General features: G+C 50.7%; 21 protein-coding genes and 1 tRNA gene. 11 read left to right on the top strand and 11 right to left on the bottom strand.

Going from position 1 to position 21,033, the window contains the following annotated elements:
- Positions 1–7: 7 nt before the first annotated feature.
- Genes ACXIT9_RS05665 through ACXIT9_RS05655 form a run of 3 tightly spaced genes read right to left on the bottom strand, consistent with a single transcriptional unit; the run spans position 8 to position 1,923 of the window.
- On the bottom strand, positions 8–514 hold the full coding sequence (locus ACXIT9_RS05665; RefSeq protein WP_458055255.1) for a YybH family protein: 507 nt from the start codon (positions 512–514) through the stop codon (positions 8–10).
- Positions 507–1,196 carry a head GIN domain-containing protein gene (locus ACXIT9_RS05660; RefSeq protein ID WP_458055254.1) on the bottom strand — a complete coding sequence of 230 codons (690 nt, stop codon included), beginning with the start codon at positions 1,194–1,196 and terminating at the stop codon, positions 507–509. The genes ACXIT9_RS05665 and ACXIT9_RS05660 overlap by 8 nt, the downstream gene beginning before the upstream one ends.
- A gap of 49 nt (positions 1,197–1,245) precedes the next feature.
- Positions 1,246–1,923 carry an SDR family NAD(P)-dependent oxidoreductase gene (locus ACXIT9_RS05655; RefSeq protein WP_458055253.1) on the bottom strand — a complete coding sequence of 226 codons (678 nt, stop codon included), beginning with the start codon at positions 1,921–1,923 and terminating at the stop codon, positions 1,246–1,248.
- A gap of 253 nt (positions 1,924–2,176) precedes the next feature.
- On the opposite strand from ACXIT9_RS05655, the gene ACXIT9_RS05650 reads away from it, so the two are divergent.
- Positions 2,177–2,512 (top strand): MGMT family protein, encoded by a 336-nt coding sequence (locus ACXIT9_RS05650; RefSeq protein WP_458055252.1) that lies wholly within the window; start codon positions 2,177–2,179, stop codon positions 2,510–2,512.
- Here the strand turns inward: ACXIT9_RS05650 and ACXIT9_RS05645 are convergent.
- Positions 2,507–3,988 (bottom strand): sodium:solute symporter, encoded by a 1,482-nt coding sequence (locus ACXIT9_RS05645; RefSeq protein ID WP_458055251.1) that lies wholly within the window; start codon positions 3,986–3,988, stop codon positions 2,507–2,509. The genes ACXIT9_RS05650 and ACXIT9_RS05645 overlap by 6 nt on opposite strands.
- A gap of 59 nt (positions 3,989–4,047) precedes the next feature.
- Between ACXIT9_RS05645 and ACXIT9_RS05640 the strand changes: the two genes are divergently transcribed.
- The 3 genes from ACXIT9_RS05640 to ACXIT9_RS05630 all read left to right on the top strand — a co-directional run bounded on the left by ACXIT9_RS05640 (position 4,048) and on the right by ACXIT9_RS05630 (position 5,089).
- Positions 4,048–4,341: an ATP-dependent Clp protease adaptor ClpS gene (locus tag ACXIT9_RS05640; RefSeq protein ID WP_458055250.1), complete on the top strand. Its 294-nt coding sequence runs from the start codon at positions 4,048–4,050 to the stop codon at positions 4,339–4,341.
- A 9-nt stretch (positions 4,342–4,350) separates the two neighbouring features.
- Entirely contained in the window at positions 4,351–4,965 is a 615-nt protein-coding gene (gene recR, locus ACXIT9_RS05635) for a recombination mediator RecR (RefSeq protein ID WP_458055249.1), read from the top strand.
- Positions 4,966–5,015: 50 nt separating this feature from the next.
- A tRNA-Ala gene (locus ACXIT9_RS05630) sits at positions 5,016–5,089 on the top strand.
- Between the two features lie 135 nt (positions 5,090–5,224).
- On the opposite strand, the gene ACXIT9_RS05625 is transcribed toward ACXIT9_RS05630, so the two are convergent.
- Positions 5,225–6,280 carry a cytochrome-c peroxidase gene (locus ACXIT9_RS05625; protein WP_458055248.1) on the bottom strand — a complete coding sequence of 352 codons (1,056 nt, stop codon included), beginning with the start codon at positions 6,278–6,280 and terminating at the stop codon, positions 5,225–5,227.
- A gap of 591 nt (positions 6,281–6,871) precedes the next feature.
- On the opposite strand from ACXIT9_RS05625, the gene thrA reads away from it, so the two are divergent.
- The 6 genes from thrA to ACXIT9_RS05595 all read left to right on the top strand — a co-directional run bounded on the left by thrA (position 6,872) and on the right by ACXIT9_RS05595 (position 15,389).
- A complete protein-coding gene (gene thrA / locus ACXIT9_RS05620) occupies positions 6,872–9,328 on the top strand; it encodes a bifunctional aspartate kinase/homoserine dehydrogenase I (RefSeq protein WP_458055247.1) in 2,457 nt (818 codons plus the stop codon).
- Positions 9,325–10,269, top strand: coding sequence for a homoserine kinase (locus ACXIT9_RS05615; RefSeq protein ID WP_458055246.1), 945 nt, complete (start codon positions 9,325–9,327; stop codon positions 10,267–10,269). The genes thrA and ACXIT9_RS05615 overlap by 4 nt, the downstream gene beginning before the upstream one ends.
- 53 nt (positions 10,270–10,322) lie before the next feature.
- A complete protein-coding gene (thrC, locus tag ACXIT9_RS05610) occupies positions 10,323–11,639 on the top strand; it encodes a threonine synthase (protein WP_458055245.1) in 1,317 nt (438 codons plus the stop codon).
- Between the two features lie 71 nt (positions 11,640–11,710).
- Positions 11,711–12,949: a serpin family protein gene (locus ACXIT9_RS05605; protein ID WP_458055244.1), complete on the top strand. Its 1,239-nt coding sequence runs from the start codon at positions 11,711–11,713 to the stop codon at positions 12,947–12,949.
- A 12-nt stretch (positions 12,950–12,961) separates the two neighbouring features.
- Positions 12,962–14,053: an aminotransferase class I/II-fold pyridoxal phosphate-dependent enzyme gene (locus ACXIT9_RS05600; protein ID WP_458055243.1), complete on the top strand. Its 1,092-nt coding sequence runs from the start codon at positions 12,962–12,964 to the stop codon at positions 14,051–14,053.
- Positions 14,054–14,114: 61 nt separating this feature from the next.
- Positions 14,115–15,389 (top strand): serine hydrolase, encoded by a 1,275-nt coding sequence (locus ACXIT9_RS05595; RefSeq protein ID WP_458055242.1) that lies wholly within the window; start codon positions 14,115–14,117, stop codon positions 15,387–15,389.
- 73 nt (positions 15,390–15,462) lie between these two features.
- Here ACXIT9_RS05595 and ACXIT9_RS05590 read toward each other — a convergent pair whose 3' ends face one another.
- The 3 genes from ACXIT9_RS05590 to ACXIT9_RS05580 form a co-directional block, all read right to left on the bottom strand.
- A complete protein-coding gene (locus ACXIT9_RS05590) occupies positions 15,463–16,200 on the bottom strand; it encodes a 1-(5-phosphoribosyl)-5-[(5-phosphoribosylamino)methylideneamino]imidazole-4-carboxamide isomerase (RefSeq protein WP_458055241.1) in 738 nt (245 codons plus the stop codon).
- Between the two features lie 152 nt (positions 16,201–16,352).
- The gene (locus ACXIT9_RS05585; protein WP_458055240.1) at positions 16,353–17,012 is read right to left on the bottom strand and encodes an NAD(P)H-dependent oxidoreductase; all 660 of its coding nucleotides are present in this window, start codon (positions 17,010–17,012) and stop codon (positions 16,353–16,355) included.
- On the bottom strand, positions 17,009–17,668 hold the full coding sequence (locus ACXIT9_RS05580) for a Tll0287-like domain-containing protein (protein ID WP_458055239.1): 660 nt from the start codon (positions 17,666–17,668) through the stop codon (positions 17,009–17,011). Before ACXIT9_RS05580 ends, ACXIT9_RS05585 begins: the two co-directional genes overlap by 4 nt.
- Positions 17,669–17,959: 291 nt before the next feature.
- Between ACXIT9_RS05580 and ACXIT9_RS05575 the strand changes: the two genes are divergently transcribed.
- Positions 17,960–19,210, top strand: coding sequence for a cystathionine gamma-synthase family protein (locus ACXIT9_RS05575; protein WP_458055238.1), 1,251 nt, complete (start codon positions 17,960–17,962; stop codon positions 19,208–19,210).
- Between the two features lie 145 nt (positions 19,211–19,355).
- Here the strand turns inward: ACXIT9_RS05575 and ACXIT9_RS05570 are convergent, their stop codons facing one another.
- From ACXIT9_RS05570 to ACXIT9_RS05560, 3 genes are all read right to left on the bottom strand, one after another.
- Positions 19,356–20,243, bottom strand: a complete 888-nt coding sequence (locus ACXIT9_RS05570; RefSeq protein ID WP_458055237.1) for a dienelactone hydrolase family protein — start codon at positions 20,241–20,243, stop codon at positions 19,356–19,358.
- 73 nt (positions 20,244–20,316) lie between these two features.
- Positions 20,317–20,667 carry a hypothetical protein gene (locus ACXIT9_RS05565; RefSeq protein WP_458055236.1) on the bottom strand — a complete coding sequence of 117 codons (351 nt, stop codon included), beginning with the start codon at positions 20,665–20,667 and terminating at the stop codon, positions 20,317–20,319.
- Complete coding sequence (locus tag ACXIT9_RS05560; protein WP_458055235.1) at positions 20,664–21,014, bottom strand: phage holin family protein; 351 nt, start codon at positions 21,012–21,014, stop codon at positions 20,664–20,666. Before ACXIT9_RS05560 ends, ACXIT9_RS05565 begins: the two co-directional genes overlap by 4 nt.
- Positions 21,015–21,033 lie beyond the last annotated feature (19 nt).

Here is a 21,033-nt window from a genome sequence, read left to right as displayed (position 1 = left end):
CGGCGGTTTATCTTTTTCTAATTTCATCGCAGTTTTCAGCTCTTCGCGTGTCGAGCACATGGACAATCTGCCAGCGGTCGGCTTCTTTTATGAGCTGAAAGCTGTTTACACCGCAGTGGCTGAAATTTCCACTCACATAAAAGCGATAGGGTGTCCAAGCATGTGCTAAGGGCCCATCTAAGCGAATGTGTATGTCGGTCAGCTGCTCGTCCAGGACGGTTCCCTCAGGAGTTTCGGCTATTCTTTTTAAGAAGGCTGCCACATCGCCAGGCCCCAAATAAGGCGCGCCTACTTCGTCTAAGGCCACCGTCTGCATGTTTGCTTCCGCATGAAAGAGGGGAGCGACACGCTTCGCATCTTTTGCTTTCATCCCAGCGAAAAGCTCCTGAAGCAAGGCTTCGATGGCCGCCCTATCCGCATCTTCCTGCCGCTTGTCGGCTTGCTGTGCGAAAAGCGGGGCCATGACCCCTAAACCCAGTAGGAGCCACAGGCTATAGCGGAGTGCTCTACTCATTCTTTTCTACCGTTCCACCGGTGCCGGTGCGTACTTCGATTCGTGAAGGATTTCCGATATAGCGGATGCGTGCTCCAGTAGCCGCTGAGCCGGTGATTTCGTTAGCCACTTCGAAGATCGCTTTTCCGGCGGTATTTCCCTGTACTTCTGCGCGGTTTGTTTTCAGGTTTTCTGCATCGATGTCAGCGCTCGTGAACACTTTAAGGTTTAAGCGGTCGGTGCTGCCTTCAACGAAAATTTTTCCACTACTGGTAGCATCTAAAAAGAGCGTTTCCGTAGCGACTTCTGCCTCGATATACCCGCTGGTGGTAGAGGCAAGCACAATTTGGCGTGCATCCAGAAGATCCTTAACGACTACCGAGGCACTGGTGGCGGCGGCCACTTCATCCAGCTCGGTGTAGGTGATGGTCATTTTAACGGTGCTGGACCTAAAATTTCCTCTGCCTAATTTTACCTCTAACGTTTCTTTCGATACCTCTGTGATGATATTATCCAGCTCGATGCCATTGGCGGTGATGGAGGCGGAAGGGGTATCTCCTTTGCGCAGCTCCACTTCGATGCTGTTCGCCACTTTAATTTTAGAAAAGTTACGAAGGGGACGGTCTTCCGTGCGCGTCTGCGCCAATAGGAGGTGGGAAAGTGCCAGACAGGCAACTAGCGTCGTGAAAATGTACTTTTTCATAAGTTAGATACATTAATTATTTTACAGAAGCTATCAGCGGAAGCTATTTTTAGGCTCTTCCGTAAAGCTTAAAGGTCATGTTCCTAAGCGCACTGTTGTTCACAGCATAGTGCATCGCCTCGGCGATTTCTCCAGGGCTCACCCAGGTGCTGAAATCTGCATCTGGCATCGCCTCTCGGTTTTGAGGGGTGTCGATGATGCTCGGCACGAAGATGTGGGAACGCACATTAGTATCTTTACACTCTTCTGCGACGTAGTCCGCTAGGGTCATGACTAGCTTTTTACTCAAAGCGTATGCCACAACGTCCTTTCCGGCTTCGTTTTCTACCGCTGGGCGTGCGCCAATGAAGAGGAACTGGCCATGATTGGCTTCTTTTAGGCTGGGTAAAAAGTGTTTCACTAGGTTAAATGCCGAGTAGAAGTTGAGCTTCATCATCTGATCCACTTCTTTTACATTTACATCTTCGATGGCTCCCATGGCGAAACCTCCCACGAGCAGGGCGATCGCATCTACGCGTCCGTATTGCAGTTTATACTCTTGGGCGAAGCCCTTTACGGCCTCCTCATCGGTGACATCCAGCTCATAGATATCGTCTGCATCTTCGATTTCTTGCTCTTCACCCGGCTGCGTGACGGCGATGACATAGTAGCCTTCCCGTTTAAACTGTTCCACAACTGCTTGACCTAAATTTCCGGCTGCGCCGGTTACGATAATATTACGCTCCATATTAATGATTACACTGATGTCGATTTAAACCACTAATTTAAAATTATATTTGAGTACATCCCATGATTTCGGCATATTTAACTCTTACGGATCATGAGGCTCGGCGAAAACCAAGATAAAATTCGGTTGGCTCCACATGAGAAAATGAAGGCTTTAGCCCATTTCCCGGAGTATGCGGCTGTTAAAGAAAAAACAGTTCTCTTCAGGTATACGGGCATAAGCTTCCAGGGTATTCGTAAATTACCATAAAAAGATGACTAAAAAAGAAAATTATTTCGATCTGGTCTATGCGGTGGTGCGTTTAATCCCTCGCGGCAGGGTCAGCTCCTACGGTGCGATCGCGCAGTACCTCGGGATGAAAAGCGGGGCACGTATGGTGGGCTATGCGATGAATGCTGCCCATAGTCAGCCCGATGTGCCGGCGCATCGGGTTGTTAATCGGCTTGGATTGTTGACAGGTAAGCATCACTTCGGGGCTCCAGAGGAGATGGCGCGGAGGCTGCAGGCTGAGGGCATTCCTGTGGTGGAGGACCAAGTGCAGGACTTCCAGCGCTACTTTTGGGATCCAAGCCTGGAGCTGTCTTTATAGGTCTGCTGGGGCAATCTGCTGAGGAGGGTTTTGTCCTTTGCTGCGCCAGAGCAAGAGGAGAAAAAACATGATGGCTCCATTTAAGATGAGCGCTTCGAAGCCAAACTGATAGCCCCACAGCCAGCTTTCCGAATTTTGGGTGATGATAAAGGTGAGGGTCGGTGCTAAAAGGCCTGCCAGAGGGACTTTTTTATCTTGCACCTGCCAGCCGGTGAATAGGCCGAAGGCATAGAGCCCGAGCAAGGGCCCATAGGTGTAGCCGGCGATTTTAAATACAGCCGTGATGACGCTCTGATCGTTTAGCCAGCGGAAGGCCATGATGCAGAGAAACAGCAGTAGCGTAAAGGCTAGATGGACCCATTTGCGGATTTGGCTTCGCTTTTCTAAGGGGTATCGTCTTTCGATCTCCAGAAAGTCATAGCAAAACGAGGTGGTCAGCGCCGTCAGTGTGGAGTCTGCGCTGGAGTAGGCGGCGGCGGTAATACCTAAGATAAAGATGATTCCTGCGAAGGCCGTCATGTGCTTGGTGGCCAGAAAAGGGTAGAGGTCATCCGTCCGTGTAGGCAGTGCGATTCCCTCCTGAGTGCTGTACTGATACAGTAAAATGCCCAGCGAGAGGAAGAGTAAATTCACGAACACCAGGATTAGGGTAAACCAGAACATGTTCTTTTGGGCTTCGCCCAAAGACTTACAGGTCAGGTTTTTCTGCATCATGTCTTGGTCCAGGCCCGTCATCACGATGGTGATAAACATGCCGGAGGCGAATTGCTTCCAGAAATTATTTGCCGACTGCCAGTTCCAGTCGAAAATTTGGGAGCGACTGTCGCTGCTTACGCGTTCGATGAGCTCGAGGGGGCCTTGAATTCCCAGACTTTGCGCCAGCAAAACCAGTGCAGAGACCACGGCTGCCAGCATGAAAAAGGTCTGAAGGGTGTCTGTCCAGACCACGGTTTTAATGCCTCCGCGGTGGGTGTAGATCCAGATAAGGGCCACGGTGAGCAGGACGGCGACCCAAAAAGGGATGCCGAGGGGTTCGAAGAGGATGAGCTGCAGGACGCCGGCCACGAGAAAAACCCGAATGGAGGAGCCCAGGGTGCGGCTAAGGATAAAGAAAAAGGCCCCTGTTTTATAGGACCAGAAGCCGAAGCGTGTCTCCAAATAGCTATAGATGGAGACCAGATTCAGCCGGTAGTAAAGGGGCAGCAGGACGCGCGCGATGACCAGGTAGCCGAGGGTGTAGCCCAGCACCACTTGAAAGTAGTGGAAGTTAGAGCTGCCCACCTCTCCGGGTACGGAGATGAAGGTGACACCGGAAAGAGAGGCCCCGATCATCCCGAAAGCCACTAAAAACCAGGGGCTTTGACGGTCTCCGGTAAAAAAGGTGTCCGCAGAGGCTCCACGAGAAGTTAATCGGGAGATGAGGAACAAGAGCAGGAAGTACGCCGTTATGATAAGGAGAACATGGGTGGTATTCATGGAGTTATTTTCCGGTGGATATCGATGGCGAAGTTGAGGATAATAATTAAATTTGCAAAATGAAAATAGAAGCACAAATATTTCCGGAGTATGAAGAGGCAGAACTGCTGGTGGAGGAGCTGGTCGACACGGAGGAGAGTGAGCTCGTCGTTTTTAATGATGACGTGAACACGTTTGATCATGTGATTAATGTGCTGGTGAAAGTTTGTCGGCATACGCGTGAGCAGGCGGAACAGTGCACCTTGATTATCCATTATAAGGGCAAGTGCGCCGTGAAAAAGGGGACGCGTACACAGTTGAAGCCGATGTGTCAGGCGATTTTAGATGCAGGAATAGAGGCCGCGATTCTTTAAGTTTTTTGTGTGAACTACCCTTCTAAGCTTATCGAACAAGCCGTTTTAGAGATCAGCAAGTTACCGGGTATCGGGAAGAAGACGGCCTTGCGTCTGGCGCTGCATCTTTTAAAGCAGAATGAGCAGACGGTGGAGGGACTTACGGGGGCTTTAAGCCGCCTGAAAAAGGAGACGCGCTACTGCGAGCGTTGCCACAACCTATCGGACGGACCGCTCTGCATGGTATGTACCTCACCTTCGCGCCAGGAGAGGGTCATTTGTGTGGTAGCAGAGGTTCAGGATGTAATAGCGATCGAAAATACAGGACAGTATCGGGGTACGTATCACGTGCTCGGGGGTATTCTTTCGCCTATGCATGGGGTAGGTCCTGAGGAACTGCAAGTGGCTAGCTTGCTGGAGCGAGTAAAAGCTGCGGGAGAGGAAATAGAAATTATTTTTGCACTGCCTTCCACGATGGATGGCGATACGACCGCCTTTTATCTCATGAAACTTTTAAAGCCTTTCGGGGTGACTATCAGTACGGTGGCCCGAGGTATTCCGATCGGAGGAGAGCTTGAATACACCGATGAGGTGACGCTGGGGAGGAGTATTTTAGCCCGTGTCAAATATGATTTCGGAGGATAAATTTTTTGGCGATTAAAAAAAATGTTTACCTTTGCAACACTAAAAATCAAGGGGGATTAGCTCAGTTGGCTAGAGCGCTACACTGGCAGTGTAGAGGTCATCGGTTCGAATCCGTTATCCTCCACTTGAATAGGAAAAGCTGGCTTCGGTCGGCTTTTTTTGTGCCATAAGTTTTGACACTAGACGAAAAGCCTCAGAGGGTTACCCCTGAGGCTTTTTAGTTGCTATGCAGTCGATTTCTGTTGCTGCTTTAATGTGTTTAGGGAAGGGCTGGCGCTGCGGCCAAAGCTGGGGGTAGTTCTCCTGTTAAACTTTTCAGGAAAGCACTTAAATCGGCCAGTTCCTTCTCGTTAAAGCTTCTTTTTAGCTGAGTGATACCCATAATTTGTACACTTTCTTCCAAGGCATGTACGCTTCCATCATGGAAGTAAGGGTAGGTTTCTGCAATATTCCGTAAGGAGGGTACTTTAAATTTAAAGAGGTCGCCAGGGTTTCCACTGAGCGCATATATTCCCGGGTCCTCGTTTATTCTGCTGTCCACGCTTTGGAAGTCCTGCATTTCGCCGAAACGTCTAAACTGCTGTCCCCCGAGAGCTACACCGTCATGGCAGGACTGACAGCCTGCATCAAGGAATAGCTTCAGTCCCTTTTTTTCTTGCGCGTTCAGCGCTGCAAAGTCTTTTTCCATAAAGGCATCGAAACGAGAAGGCGTGAGAAGCTGAGATTCAAAAGCCGCTATGGCTTCTGCTACATGCTGGTAGGTGATCGGCTCCTCAGCGTCCGGAAATGCCTGTCGGAAGCGCTCCACATAGGCAGGTACTTCTTTTAAGCGTTCTAACAAGATTCCCTCGTGTGGGATCGCCATTTCTACAGGATTTAAGATGGGGCCTTTCGCCTGTTCCGTAAGATCGACAGCCCTACCATCCCAAAACTGCGTTTCGTGGAGTACTGCATTTAATACGGTAGGGGAGTTTCTATCTCCAAGAGTGCCGGGTAGTGCTCCTGGAGATGTCGGTAGTTTATCCACCCCATAGCGTCCCAGATCGTGGCAGGTGTTGCAGCTTTGCTCCCCATTAATGCTCAGCCGGGTATCAAAGTATAAAAGTTGACCCAGTTCCGCCTGGTTTTCATCCACCTCTGGATAATCCCATTCATGGATGCCGCGTAAGGTTTTTCGGGCTTCCGCCCAAAGAAGCGCATCTGCAGCCTCAAAGCTGGAAGTTGTTTTTTCAGTGGCTGTTTCTACCCGCACGATGCCGGACAATAAAAATCCAATGAGCATGGTGCTTCCGACGAGAAGGAGGTTGTTTTTCATAGTACTGTGCTGAACGATTTCATAAACAAAGATCAGCAGATCAGCTGGCAAAAGAGGTGATGCAAGTCACCCTTGCTGGTGAGAATGGTCTTTTAGGGGGAGGATATATGTCTAAATAAAGGCCAATAGAGGCTCTGGGGATGGTTTTTTTTAAACTGATAGTTTTTAACTATGGCGAATTGATTTTTTAGATAAGTATGGTGGTCTTTTATAGCGTGCTTTATCTCCGGTCTGCACCTGTTTCTTTAGCTCTTCTCCGGCTCGCTCCCGCGGTGTGGGAAGGAGGGGATTACAGCGGATTTCCTTTTTTTTGAATATTAAGAAAGAAATAACTTCTTTTTTTAGAAAATAGTCCGTAAGATTGCTGGAGAATTAATAAATTCATGCTTTTAGACGCAGCATCATATCGTCGTTTTTTTACTTGGGCATTTCGGTTCACCGGATCGATGTCTACTTTTTTCATGTGCACCTGCACTTGTTTGACGCATACACGCATTACGGGCTAAGCCCTTTAACGAAAACCATATTATCCCAATCCCATGCAGTACAGGAAATCCCTGTACCCGTGCATGACTTAATCCTACAGCCAGTATGAAAGTATTAAAGTTTGGAGGTTCCTCCGTAGCGAATCTGGAAAACATCGAGCACGTCTTCGCGATTATTCAACAAGCAGAGCGAGAAGCCGAGATTACCGTGGTATTTTCGGCCCTTGGGGGTGTCACGGAAATATTACTTTCTTGTGCTACCATGGCCACGAATGGTCAGGCGGCATACGCCGAATACTTAAAAGGCGTAGAGGAGCGTCACTATGCACTCGTGCATGCGCTTATTCCGATCCAGCAGCAGTCTGCCGTGCTGACCTACGTAAAGGTACGCTTTAACGAGCTCGAGGATCTCTGCCATGGCGTTTACCTCATCCGCGAGTGCTCCCCGAAGACCCTTGACTACATTCTTAGCTTCGGCGAGCGCTTATCGGCCTTTATTTTAGCGGAAGCCCTGCGTGTTCGTGGGTTAGACACACACTATGTGGATGCGCGTGAGCTGATTCGTACCGATGCGAATTTCGGGAATGCCAAGGTTGATTTTCCGCAGACGAATGACTTGATTCTTGCCTACTTCGACCAGCATCCGGGGTTAAAAGTCATCACAGGCTTTATCGCTTCTACTGCCCAGGGTGCCACGAGTACCCTCGGGCGGTCAGGCTCGGATTACACCGCGGCTATTTTTGCTTCTGCCCTTCAGGCGGAGGAGCTGCAGATCTGGACAGATGTCTCCGGTGTGCTGACGGCGGATCCGAAGTTGGTCTATTCCGCTTTTACGATTCCTCAGCTGACCTATTTAGAGGCGATGGAGCTGTCCCATTTCGGTGCCAAGGTGATATTTCCAAGCACCATGCAGCCGGCCATGAAAAAGGGGATTCCGATATACATTAAAAATACCTTTGCGCCAGCGCACCCAGGCACTCTGATCGGAGGGGAGCCGGTAAACGGCAAAATCCTAAAAGGGATTTCCTCTATCTCGAATGTATCGCTGCTGAATGTGCAGGGATCGGGCCTCATCCATGTGGTGGGAGTAAGTCGGCGGGTCTTTGGGGCATTGGCGGACGCCAAAATTAATATTATTCTCATTTCCCAGGCCTCTTCGGAGCATAGCATCTGCATCGCGGTGCGGGAGCCGGAAGTAATGATGGCCAAGCAGGTGATCGAGCAAGAATTCCTCTATGAGATTCAAACTGGCGAGATGGATCCAGTGCAGATCCTGTCGGATATGTCTGTGCTGGCGGCGGTAGGCGAGAATATGAAACAAAATCCCGGTGCGGCGGGCAGGATGTTTCAGGCGCTAGGGCGCAACAATGTCAATATTTATGCGATCGCGCAGGGGAGTTCGGAGCTGAATATCTCCGCTGTGGTGGCCAAGTCGGACTTACAGAAGGCGCTGAATGCGCTCCATGAGGCGTTTTTCCTTTCGGATCAGAAGGTCTTACACGTGTTTTTAGTGGGGATGGGCCTGATCGGCAAAGCACTGGTGAAGATGATCGCTGCGCAGCGGGAGAAGTTGGGCCGTGACCATGCCTTAGACATTCAGATACACGGGATCGCGAATAGTCGGTACATGGCTTTTCATGAGGATGGCTTCGATCTGCATCATTGTCCGCTACCGGAAGAGGCGGAGAGGGCGCTGCCTATGGATTTAGAGGCTTTTATTCGGCAGATGGAGGAGATGAACTTTTCGAATGCGGTGTTTGTGGACTGCACGGCGTCTCAAGAGGTGGCCGATGTATACACACGCGTGCTGGAGGCCAAAGTGGGTATCGTCACACCAAATAAAAAGGCGAATTCAGCTTCTTTAGCGGCCTATCGGGAGCTAAAGCGGCTGGCCAAAAAGCGTGGGGTGAAGTTTTTATATGAAACGAACGTAGCGGCGGGGCTTCCTGTGATCAATACGCTGCAGGATCTCATGCTCAGTGGGGATCGCGTGCTTAAAATCGAGGCGGTGCTGAGCGGTTCTATGAATTATATTTTCAGTGAGCTGGAGCGTGGGGCACCTTTTTCTGAGGTGGTGCGCCAGGCGAAGGCGCTGGGCTACACGGAGCCTGATCCGCGGGATGACTTGAGTGGTATGGATGTGGGCCGGAAGATTTTGATTTTAGGCCGTGAGGCAGAACAGGATCTGGAGTTTTCGGATGTAAGCATCGAGAGTATGGTGCCGGAAGACTGTGTAGCTATCGCCGATGTGGAGGCTTTCTTACGCCAGCTGGAGCAGCACGATGCGAGTTTCCGTGAGCGCCTAGAGGCGGCAGAGGCGGAGGGCAAAAAGCTTCGCTTCATGGCAACGCTGGAACATGGAAAAGCACGTGTGGGGCTTCAGGCACTGCCGGCTACCCATCCTTTTTATAGCTTGAAGGGGAGTGATAACATGATTTTATTTACCACCGAGCGTTATCATGACTTTCCGATGATCGTGCGCGGCCCGGGAGCGGGAGCGGATGTTACGGCAGCAGGGGTTTTCGCTGATGTGATTCGCATCGGAAATTATACCCGCTTATGAGAGCCTTAAAAAAGGTAAAGGCATTCGCGCCGGCCACGGTGGCTAATGTGTCCTGTGGTTTTGATATTTTAGGCTTTGCCATCGAGTCGCTGGGCGATCGGGTGACGGTATCTTTTAATGATGAGGCCCGTCTGCGCGTGCTGCGCATCGAAGGGGATGGTGGAAAGCTGCCGCTGGAGGCGGAGAAAAACACCTGCGCGGTGGCCATCCATGCCATGCTCCTGCATCTCGGCTCGCGCCAAGGGATGGACATCGTGCTGGAAAAAGGCTTGCCCTTAGGTTCAGGGATGGGATCTTCTGCTGCCAGTGCGGCGGCAGCGCTTGTGGCGGCGAATGTTTTGCTCGGAGAGCCCTTTACGAAGGCGCAGCTGGTACCTTTCGCCATGGAGGCGGAACGTGTCGCCTGTGGCGCTGCGCATGCCGATAATGTGGCGCCCGCTATCCTGGGGGGTTTCGTGTTGATACGCGATTATCATCCGCTGGACTTGATACCGCTTCCGGTGCCTGAGGGGCTGTACTGCACGCTGCTACATCCGCATTTAGAGCTGCGGACGGAGGATGCGCGGAGTGTGCTGAAGCAACAGGTTTCGTTAAAAGATGCCACGGTGCAGTCCGGAAACATCGCGGGGTTGGTGGCGGGGCTTTACCAAAACGACTTATCGCTGGTTTCCCGCTCCCTGAAAGATGTGATCGCAGAGCCTTCCCGCGCGCTTTTGATTCCTGGCTTTTATGCGCTGCGGACGGCGGTCATGCAGGAGGGGGCGCTGGGCTCGGGGATCTCTGGCTCGGGGCCTACGATTTTCGTGATGAGCCCCAGTGAGGTGCAGGCCAAGCAAGTGGGTGCTGTGGCGGAGAAACTGTACCAGGAGCTTGGGCTGGGCTTAGATGTCTATTATTCAGCCATCAATAGGCAAGGGGCACATGTGCTGGAAACAGCTTGAGCCGATGCCTTCGGGGCTGCGGCCTTTTCTAGTAACTTTAACCATTATATAGCATGCAGTTTTACAGTACACAAAATCCAGCACATCGGGTGGGGCTGAAGGAAGCCGTGATCCGAGGGCTTGCTCCTGATCAGGGGCTGTACATGCCGGTGGAGATTCCGACCTTGCCGGAAGAGTTTTTCCAACGCTTGCCAGGCCTTTCTTTTGCAGAAATCGGGCACGAGGTGATTGGAGCGCTATTTGGCGATAGCTTGAGCGATGCGGAGATCGCATCGCTGGTAGCGCATACTTTACAGTTTGATGCTCCACTGGTAGAGGTGGAGCCAGGAGTCTATAGCTTGGAGCTCTTTCACGGGCCGACTTTAGCGTTTAAGGATTTCGGAGCGCGCTTTTGTTCTAAGTTGATGGCCCTGCTTCTGGCAGGAGAGTCTCGGAAGGTACGGGTGCTAGTGGCTACTTCAGGCGATACGGGCAGTGCCGTGGCGAATGGCTTCTACCGAACTCCGGGGGTGGAGGTCGTCGTGCTGTATCCGAAGGGCAAGGTCTCCGTGCTGCAGGAAAAGCAGTTTACTACCTTAGGGGAAAATATCGTAGCCCTGGAGGTCGACGGTGTGTTCGACGACTGTCAGCGCCTGGTAAAGGAGGCTTTTTTAGATCCAGAACTTCGCGAGCAAATGCTGCTGACATCGGCAAATTCCATTAATGTGGCGCGGTGGATCCCACAGGCCTTGTATTATTTTAGGGCTTTTGCGCAGCTCCCACAGCCCGCCGGCGCTATCGCTTTCTCCGTGCCGAGCGGTAACTTTGGCAATCTAGCTGCTGGCATCTTAGCGGCGCGGATGGGGCTTCCTATTCGGTATTTTGTAGCAGCTACCAATGTGAATAAGGTGGTTCCCGACTTCCTAAATGGAGCGGATTTTCGGCAGTCCCCTTCTGTTCAGACGATCTCGAACAGCATGGATGTGGGTAATCCCAGTAATTTCTCCCGTCTGCTGGCGCTCTACGGTGGGGATGAAAAGGCGCTGCGAGCACAGGTGAAAGGCTTCTATTTCGATGACCCTGAGACACGCCGTTCCATGCAGCAGGTGTATCGCGAGCGGGGCTACATGCTGGATCCGCATGGTGCGGTCGGCTACATGGGGGTGAAAAACTTTATCAAAACCCTCTCGGATCCCTGCCGGGGAATCTTTTTAGAAACGGCACATCCGGGTAAATTCCGCGATGTCGTGGAGGAAACGCTTGGCTTGCAGCTGGAGCTACCTGAACGTTTAGCGGCCTTCCTTTCTGGGGAAAAAAAGGTGACGCCTCTCGGCAAAGATTTCGCCTCTTTTAAGGCCTATCTGCAGCAGGACACCGTACAGGAGTCCTGATCCCCCTATTTTTATTTGGCTTTCTTGTCGCATTTGCAGGCTTATAGTCGTAGAGGAAGAAATAGCTTGTTATGAAAAAGTGGAAAAACGTCGCATGTATCGTAGGAAGTGTAGCACTTCTTGCCTTTTCCTGTCAGGAAAATCCCGGCCCAGATGTAGATGGGGAGGTGATTCCGAATTTGCGCCCGTTAAGTGAGTCGGAGGAGCTGCTGGCACTTTCCAATAGGGCCTTTGCTGAGGACTTCAGCGCCACCCTTCGGGATATTAGTGTCAATCAGTTCTATAGTCCTCTGAGTGTGCAGCTGGCGCTATCTATGGTGATGAATGCCGCTGGAGACGAGCTGCGCGAAGATTTTCTGCGTGTCTTACGGTATGATGCCCTGCAAATCGATGCCGCGAATGAGGCTGCGGAGACATTGGTTAGCTTTCTGAAAAAGCTAGACAGTAGGGTGACGTTTACGACCGCAAATGGCATCTGGTATCGTGAAGGGGGCAAGCTCTATACGCCTTTTCAGGAGGCTATGAAGCGGCATTTTCAAGCTAGACTGGAAGCTGCTGATTTTGGAAATCCAGCGATAGTACGCGATATTAATGGTTGGGTGAAGGCGGAAACGAATGGCCTGATACCCGAGCTTTTGGAAGATATCGATCCAGCTACCCTCATGATGCTGGTGAATGCGGTGTATTTTAAGGCGGACTGGAAGGCGCGCTTCGATGCGGCGCTTACGCGTCCCGCTCCTTTTCAGGGGATAAAGGGTGTTCGGGAGGTTCCCATGATGGCGTTAGCCGAAGCCGCAGATTTTCCGTTTTCAGCGACGGAAGATTATGCCTATGTAGCATTACCCTACAGTAGCGGTCAGTTTCAGCTAGAGGTACTCATGGTGGAGGATCCCGCCCGTGCAGATGAGTTTTTACATTTGGAAACCTTACAAGCCGCCGCAACGCGTGCTAATCCCACAGGGTTTCGTCTATTTTTCCCGAAATTTGAGATGCGCTTTCGAGAGGATGATTTAGTAAGCTATATGGCTAAGATGGGTTTAGGGGCTGCTTTTTCCTCCCACCCAGATAATTTTAGTCGCATGTTTGAGGGACCTACAGGCCCGACTGCTATTAGCGATATCATCCACGAAGCCTTTATTCAGGTAGATGAAAAAGGTACTGAGGCAGCTGCAGCTACGGCCGTGGGTGTGGTGATGACCTCCCTGCCCGCCGCGCCCCCAGAGCTGCGGATCGACAAGCCTTTTATGTTCGTGATCTCAGAAGCGCATAGTGGCGCAATCTTATTTGTGGGTCATCTCGTAAACCCGTAACTTGCTGCTGACATGAGCAGCAGCACTACTATACAACTTCATTCTAAACTGGATCGGCTCATTCACAGCAGTGTGGGGCCGGTTCTTTTTTTTAGCGGTACTTCTTATTTGGGGATGAGTGCCAACACGGATTTCTCCCGCCTCGTAGGGGAAGGTTTGGCGCAGTTTGGACTGGTGCATGGCCTGAGCAGAGCCAATAATGTGCAGCTGGCTGTCTACACCGCTTTTGAGGAGGCTTTCGCCAAAGGTGGCGCTGCGGAAAAGGCGCTACTGTGCAGCAGTGGTTTTTTAGCCGGTCGGCTTGCCCTGGAACTTTTGCTTCCGAAGGTGCAGCGTGCCTTTTATGCTCCAGATATCCATCCCGCCGTTTTGCCGTCCACGGCACAGCCGAGTCTTACAGCAAGTTTTCAAGCCTGGCAGGAGGAAGTGCTGACCAGTGGAGCCTCTTTGCCGAAAGGCAGCTCCCTTCTGGTAGCGGCGAATGCTTGCGATCCATTAGGTTTAAAGGTGCATGACTTTCACTGGTTGGAGGAACTCGTCGACCGGTATCGTGTCTATCTTTTGGTGGATGACAGCCACGCCTTCGGGCTGTTGGGGGCAGGGCTTTTCGGAACCTATTCGAGCTTGCCCGTGGGGACTTGTCAGGTGCTGGTAAGTGGCTCTCTTGCGAAAGGTCTTGGCCTTCCAGGGGGAATTATTTTAGGGGAGCAGTCCCTTTTAAAAGAGCTGCAAGCTACGCCTGCATTCCGAGGTGCCTCGCCCATGCCGCCAGCCTATGCAGCAGCGTTTTTAGAGGCGCGGCAGGTGTATGAAGAGGCGCAAGGTCGGCTGCAGGAGCTCCTGCATTACATGCAGCTTCGCTGTCTGCAGGCTGGTTTGGCCCAACGGATGCAGCATCATCCTCAGCTGCCCGTTTGGCGGCTGCCGACCGGCCCCATCGCGAGCCACCTACTTGAAGAGGAGAGGATTTTGATCTCTTCCTTTCCTTACCCTGCTGCAGATTCCCCGGCCTTAAACCGTATCGTGCTGTCTGCTTGGCACCGAAAGGAAGATGTCGATCGTCTCGTGGAGGCCTTAGGGAGGGTGCTTCCAGAGGATGCATAGACATGGAGTTTTTTCTTTAAGGAGAATGTCCTATCTTAGACTATTCTAAATCCTCAGCAGCATGAAGCATTTTCGTTTTTCTTTGGGTGCCCTCACCTTACTGGCGGGTAGCTTTTTTGCATGTCAGTCGGATCCTGGCTCCGATGCACTTTTCGAAAACATCCCCGACGAGTACCCGGTCTTGCAACGGGTTTTAGCAGATCCGGAAAAGTATCAAGTTCAAATTATCGTTTCAGAAATCGAGCAGGATGAAGAGGGGCAGGTGAAGGGATTTGCTCGCAGTAGCTTCGGTTTAGACGATACGCGCTATTACTATCCTGCCAGTACAGTCAAGCTTCCCATCGCGATTCTAGCGCATGAGTGGCTGGCAGAACAGAACTTGCCTGGTTTAAATCGGGAGACGCCTATGCTCACCTTGGCTGCCCGAGAGCGTCAGACCGAGGCCCGCTTTGATAGTACGAGTGCTACCTTACTGCCGAGTATCGCACACTATGCAAAGAAGATTCTCTTAGTCAGCGATAATGACGCGTATAATCGTCTATATGAGCTTTTAGGCCAAGATTATATCAATACTAAACTAGGTGAAAAAGGCTTACGCCATACCGTGATCAATCATCGACTGAGTATTCCTCTGCCCGCAGAAGAAAACCGTCATGTGAATCCGATACGTTTTTTACGTGCCGATGGCAGTAGCTTGTTTGAGCTGCCTGCTCGGGAGGCGGAAGGAGTGTATATCAACCAAGATGCTCCGAGTCTAGCCAGGCAATATTATATCGGGGACAGTTTGGTCTTCGCTCCGATGGATTTCACGACGAAGAATAAATATGCCTTAGGTGATTTTATGTCTACCTTGGAGCGACTGGTGTTTCCGGAGGCATTTTCTTCCGAGCAGCAGTTTGTTTTACAAGAGGAGGATCGAAATTTTCTTCTCACCTACATGGGTATGCTTCCGCATGAAAGTCAGTTTCCTGCCTACGATCCGGAGGAGTTTTACCCCAGCTACAGTAAGTTTTTTAAATTTGGCACTTCTAAGGAGCCGATACCTGAACAATTTCGTCTGTATAACAAGACAGGCATGGCCTATGGGCATCTTTTAGATGGGGGATATTTCGTGGATGATGTAAAAGGAATCTCGTATTTCATCGCAGCAGTCATTTATGTGAATGAAAATGAGACGCTAAACGATAATACCTATGAATACGATGAGATCGGCTTTCCTTTTTATGCGGAGCTAGGAGAGTATGTCTATCAGCATTTCCTGAAGCGTCAGGAAGCAGGCCGCTTCACTTCCTATAAGCGGCTAGGGGAATCGGCCTGGGAGCAGGCGCAAAAGTAAAGAAAAAGGCGTCAACCTTATCGTTGACGCCTTTTATACTCAAAATCACTAAGGCTGTTTGTCCTCTATCAGCTTAGACCGTTTCGCTTAGTAGCTGATCGATGTCTTTTAAGCTTAATTTTCCTTCGTAATACGCTCTGCCGAAAACCACTGCATTCAGTCCCATGTCGCGAAGTTTTCTGAAATCATCGATATCTCGAATACCACCTGAAGCCGCTAGGGCCAAGTTCGGAAAGCGCGTGATGATGTCTTGGTAAAGTGCATAGTTCGGTCCTTCCATCACCCCATCCCGGGTGATATCCGAAACTTTCACGTATTTCAGTCCACGATCATAAAAGAACTCCAGGTGATCGTATAAGTTCGTCGCCGTCTTTTTCAGGCGACCTCTGACCTTGATTAGTAAATCTTCTGGGTTCACGTCGATGGCCAAATTGATTTTTTCACGTCCATAAGACATGACCATATTCGCAAAGCGTTCTGGGAAGGCCACTGTAACAGAAGCCGCAGTAATGGTTTTGGCCCCGTATTCAAAGCATTTCATCACATCTCCGTCTGTGGTAATACCACCAGTGAAGTCTACTTTTAAATTGGTGTAGCCTGCGATGGTTTCCAGAATATGAAAATTCTGAGGCTCCCCTTTACGGGCACCGTCTAGATCGACAAGGTGTAGGCGTTTTATACCGTGATCCTCGAAAGCTTGGGCGATTTCTAGCGGATTATGAGAAATGATTTCTTGATTCGCAAAGTCGCCCCTTTTTAAACGGACGCATTTGCCCTCTATAAGCCAAATGGAAGGGATGATCTCAAACATGGTGATTCTGATTTAAAAGGTGTAAAACTTATTTTAGGCGGACGGGTCCTAATTGTACTAAATATAAAAAAAATGGTTGACTTTTTTACGTAAAATTGAAAAACCTCTGAAAAAATTCTTCTTCTCTTCGCGTTAGGTCCCGCTCTATTGCCTTAAAAATGCCGCAATACCCAGTTGCGAATCTCTTTTTCTATCAAAGCTATTTCAGCAGGGCTTTTTTCCATTACCCCGCCGAAAAGCAGGTAGCTGTGAAACTCCATTTGGGTGAAATCGCAGATTCCCACACGGATAAGTCGTTCGTAGGCCTCTTTTAAGCCTTCCGCTTCGATGTAGGCATCCGGTGCCCCAGCGGTTTGGATGAGGCTTAAGTTTTTGCCCTTTAGGGCAAAGGGACCTTCAGCATCTCCCACTGGATAGGCGAATCCTGGGCTTAGGACCACATCAAGGTAGGCCTTCATGGGCGCTGGCATACTCCACCACCAGACCGGATGGAGCAGGATGATATGCTCGGCTCGGCTCCAGTAGGTCTGTTCTTCAGCGATCTGTGCTTCCTCGGCGACTCCTGCTCGATCTGACCAGCGCGATGCATCTAAATATCCGATACTTTCGATCTCGCGGAGGGCGCGTAGCTGTACGGTTAGGCCTTTTTCTTCTAAAGCATCGATTAAAATGCTTTCCAAGTGTGCGTTTAGGCTCTGTGCGCTCGGGTGGCCGGAGAGAATGAGTACCTCCTGAGCCAGTAGCCGCTGTCCGTAAAGGCAGAGGCACGCCGTCAGCACACCCAAGCGGAAGAGTATCCAGTGCTTGCTCATAGTTTTTTCACCACTTCCCTTTTCGGTAGGCGGATGCTCCACATGCCGCGCAGATCTCCTACTGCATGGTTACGTGCTTTGTCTTCCGGATAGAGTTCTGTGAGTTTAGCTAACGTTTCGGCGGCGATTTCGCTCCCTTCTTTTCCGTGACAGGCCAGACAAAACTCCCCCGGAATGGTGATGGCGCGGGTAAATAAGAGTACCTCACCTCCTTCTATTTTTTGTACATTCGGCTCGGACTTCAGGCCGTTTTCCACATTGTAAGCATACATGTCCAGAAAAGGCTCCTCTTCTTCGCGTGGGGCGTCAGCCGGGTTCCGGTAGTCATGAGAAACACGTCGAATTTCGATGCCTTTCGGCCCCACCTCTTCGATTAGGCTGATGGCATTCACCTGACAAAAGTCAATGGCGCCGACCACCCCCTCGCGCTCGATAGCTTCGCGGAGGGCATTGATCAGCTGCGCTTGGGCCTCATCTGCCAGCTCTTCGCCCCACTCGAGGGCACCCTTTAAGATGGTGGCTTCGGAAAGCTTTTTGGCCTCCATGCTGCGATTTACTTGCTCGAAAACTTCGCGGTCTACACGTTCATTCGTGCTACAGGCGCTCCAGGTCCAGCCGAAAAGTAGGGTGTAGCCTACTAGAAGAATACGTCTCATGTCTTAGGGGGTCTTTAAATGGTAAATATACTCTTTTTAAAACGCTTTTCGACTGTCTCCTGTTCTTTCCTGTCCCTGTATTGGCGACCGCAAATGAAAATTGCTCCGAAGGAGATAAAAAATAGCAGACACAAAATAGAAAAAGGTTAAAAAGCTTATAGCAAAATTTAATTGCGCATCTATAAAAGCTTATTTTTAGTTGCTGGTTTCAGTAAAATATTATTCGGAATCCATGCTTTTAAATGGGAAAGATTTTACTCAATTTTGAGTTCGATTATAAACCCAAACAGCATGGATATGCACACCTTTATGCGGCCGGAGAGCTTAATGATGAGCCACGGCTATAAACCAGAACTTTCGGAAGGGGCGATTAAGTGTCCCATTTTCCAAACCTCGACTTTTGTATTTAAGTCTGCAGAGGAGGGCAAGGCCTTTTTTCAGGTGGCCTACGGTCAGCGGGAGCAGGACCCGAACGAGGAGCTTGGGCTCATTTACAGCCGTTTAAACAATCCAGATTTACAGATTTTAGAGGAGCGTCTCTGTCTGTGGGATAAGGCCGATGCTTGTGCTGTCTTTGAGAGCGGCATGTCGGCGATTTCCACGGTGATGCTGGAGTTTTTACGTCCCGGGGATTATTTACTTTACAGTAAACCGGTCTATGGGGGTACGGATCATTTTATCAATAAGGTGCTCCCGCAGTATGGTATCCAGGGCATCGGATTTACTGAACAGGATACACAAGAGGAAATCTTAGCGCGTATAGCTGCCATGGGCAGCCGGGAGCGTGTCAAACTGGTGTATGTGGAGACACCTGCGAATCCGACGAATGCCCTCTTTGACCTGGCACTCTGTCGGGCGGTGGCCGAGCAGTGCGGAGGAGCTGAGCGTGCCGTTTTCTGTGTGGATAACACCTACATGGGCCCACTTTGGCAAAGCCCCATCGCGCATGGCGCGGACTTGGTCGTGTATTCTGCTACGAAGTACATCGGAGGACATTCGGATCTTATCGCTGGTGCTGTGCTGGGCAGTCAAGTTTATATGGGGCGTATCCGGGCTTTACGTACCTTTTTAGGAAATATGGCAGGCCCCTGGACGGGCTGGCTCCTCATGCGGAGCTTGGAAACCCTGAAAGTGCGTATGGATCAGCAGGCTTTAAACGCCCGAATGGTAGCAGATTTTCTTTTGGCACACCCGAAAGTGGAGAAAACCTACTATTTAGGCCACTTGCCGGAGGGCTCCGCCCAAAAGGAAATTTTCAACAGACAGTGTACGACTGCCGGTGCCATGCTTTCTTTTGACATTGTGGGAGGTGAAGCCGAGGCTTTCCGATTTTTAAATGCCCTGAAGCTCATGAAGCTGGCTGTTTCACTGGGTAGCACAGAGTCCCTAGCTGAGCATCCTGCCACGATGACGCATAGCGATGTAAGCTTGGAAGATCGTGAGCGCTTGGGAATATCCCCTTCTCTGGTGCGTATTTCTGTGGGCGTAGAGCATGCGAAAGATATCATTTGGGATATTCAGCAGGCCTTGGAAAAGGTCTAAAAGGAGCTGTTCAGCTGCCGACGAGCTTGTTTTCTGCCTACTTAGGCTTTGGCGCTAGCGCCAAAAAAAGAAGAAGCCCGCAAGTCCATGCCTACTTGGTATGTGCTTGCGGGCTGTTTCGCTGTCGTAGGCCTCCTTTTTCTGCCTATTTTACGTGTTGTTTCAAAAACTCCACGCTGCGCTGCCAGGCTAATTTGGCTGATGGTTCGTCATAGCGAGGCGTGGAGTGATTATGAAAGCCATGGTTAGCCGCTGGGTAAAAATACACCTCGAACTTTTTATTTTCCCGCTTGAGAGCTGCTTCATAGGCGGGCCAACCAGCATTTACACGTGTATCCAGCTCGGCATAGTGCAGCTGCAGGGGTGCTTGTATGGCGGTAACATCTTCCTCTTCCGGCTGTCCGCCGTAAAAGGGCACGGCTGCGGATAGTTCCGGTAGCTGTACGGCCATGTTATTTGCGATCCAGGCACCGAAGCAGAAGCCGATGACGCCGACTTTTCCATTTCCGGCTTCATGCTCGGCCAGGAGCTGATAGCCGGCGATAAAGTCCGTCAGCATTTCCTCACGATTTCTTTGCGCCTGCAGGCGCCGCCCCTCATCATCATTACCGGGATAGCCCCCGAAAGGGCTGAGCATGTCGGGAGCCAGGGCGATAAACCCATCGAGGGCTGCCTGCTTCGCGGTGTCCTCGATATAGGGATTTAGGCCTCGGTTTTCGTGCACGACCAGCAGGGTAGGAAGTGGGCCACTACGTTCCTTTGGCAGCACCAGTAGGGCCTGGATTTCTCCTTCTCCATCGGGAGAGCTGTAGGTGATGCGCTGGCTTTCGATGCGAGGATCGTCCTCCTGAAAGCGCTGCGTACCCGCGTAGTCCGGCATTAGGTAGCTGCTTAGCGCGGCGATGCTAAGCCCGCCGACCGTGTAGCGCGAGAGTTTATCCATAAACTGCCGGCGATTCAGCTGACCATGGACGTAGTAGTCGTACAGGTTATAGACCTCTTGGGGGAGTAAGGGTTTTGGTGTTTTTTCCATAAGGCGGTGTGGTTTAGGAAGAAAACAGCGGAGGAGCTTAAGTGTTTAGTCCCTCTGAATGCCTGCGGAGCGCCTATTCGCTGACTTCGTTTTCTTCTAAAAAGCGTTCGCGACCTTTTTTTATGAGGATAGGAAGCAGCAGCATGCCGGCTCGCTGGAGCAGCCCCGGCGACTGGGAGCTGCGTAGACGTTTACGGATATCGTCATCTAGGAGTCCTTCCCGTTCGAGGGTGTCTAGGACACGCTGGATCTTTTTTCTTTTTTTGCCCTTAAAGAGGCGCACCAGAGAAAAGGCTAAAATGCCTCCACCTAGGACGGCGGCACCGAGTTTAAGGATGTCTCCTTGTTCGTTTTTCGCTACGGAAAGCTGCATCCGCAGGGTCTGCTCGAGGGCCTCGGCTTGTTTTTTCAGCTCTTCATTCATGGCTTTTTCTTTTGAAAGAGGAACAAAAATCTTCTAAAGAAGTCTTTAAACGACTGGATAAAGCCTTCTGAGTCGCGGATAATATAAAGTAAGATAAAAAGCAGGGCGTAAATCAGGCCCACGTAAAGAAAACCCATGGAGGGTGAGTATAACTTCTCTCCGATGTAAAAAGCCAGCCAGAGGCTCATAAACAGAAGCACCATAAGGCCCGCCAGCCCCATGGTAATTAAGATAAATATGCGTGCAATCAGGCTGCTGACCTGATCTTCTACTTCGTTTTTAAGAAGTTGGAGGCGAACTTCGATCAGCTGCTTGACGGTCTGTACGATTTCAGCGATGTTAAACATAGCGCAGATTTTCAGTTTT

This window comes from Nitritalea sp. (assembly GCF_054166705.1).
This window is presented reverse-complemented; position numbering and strand designations above follow the sequence as displayed.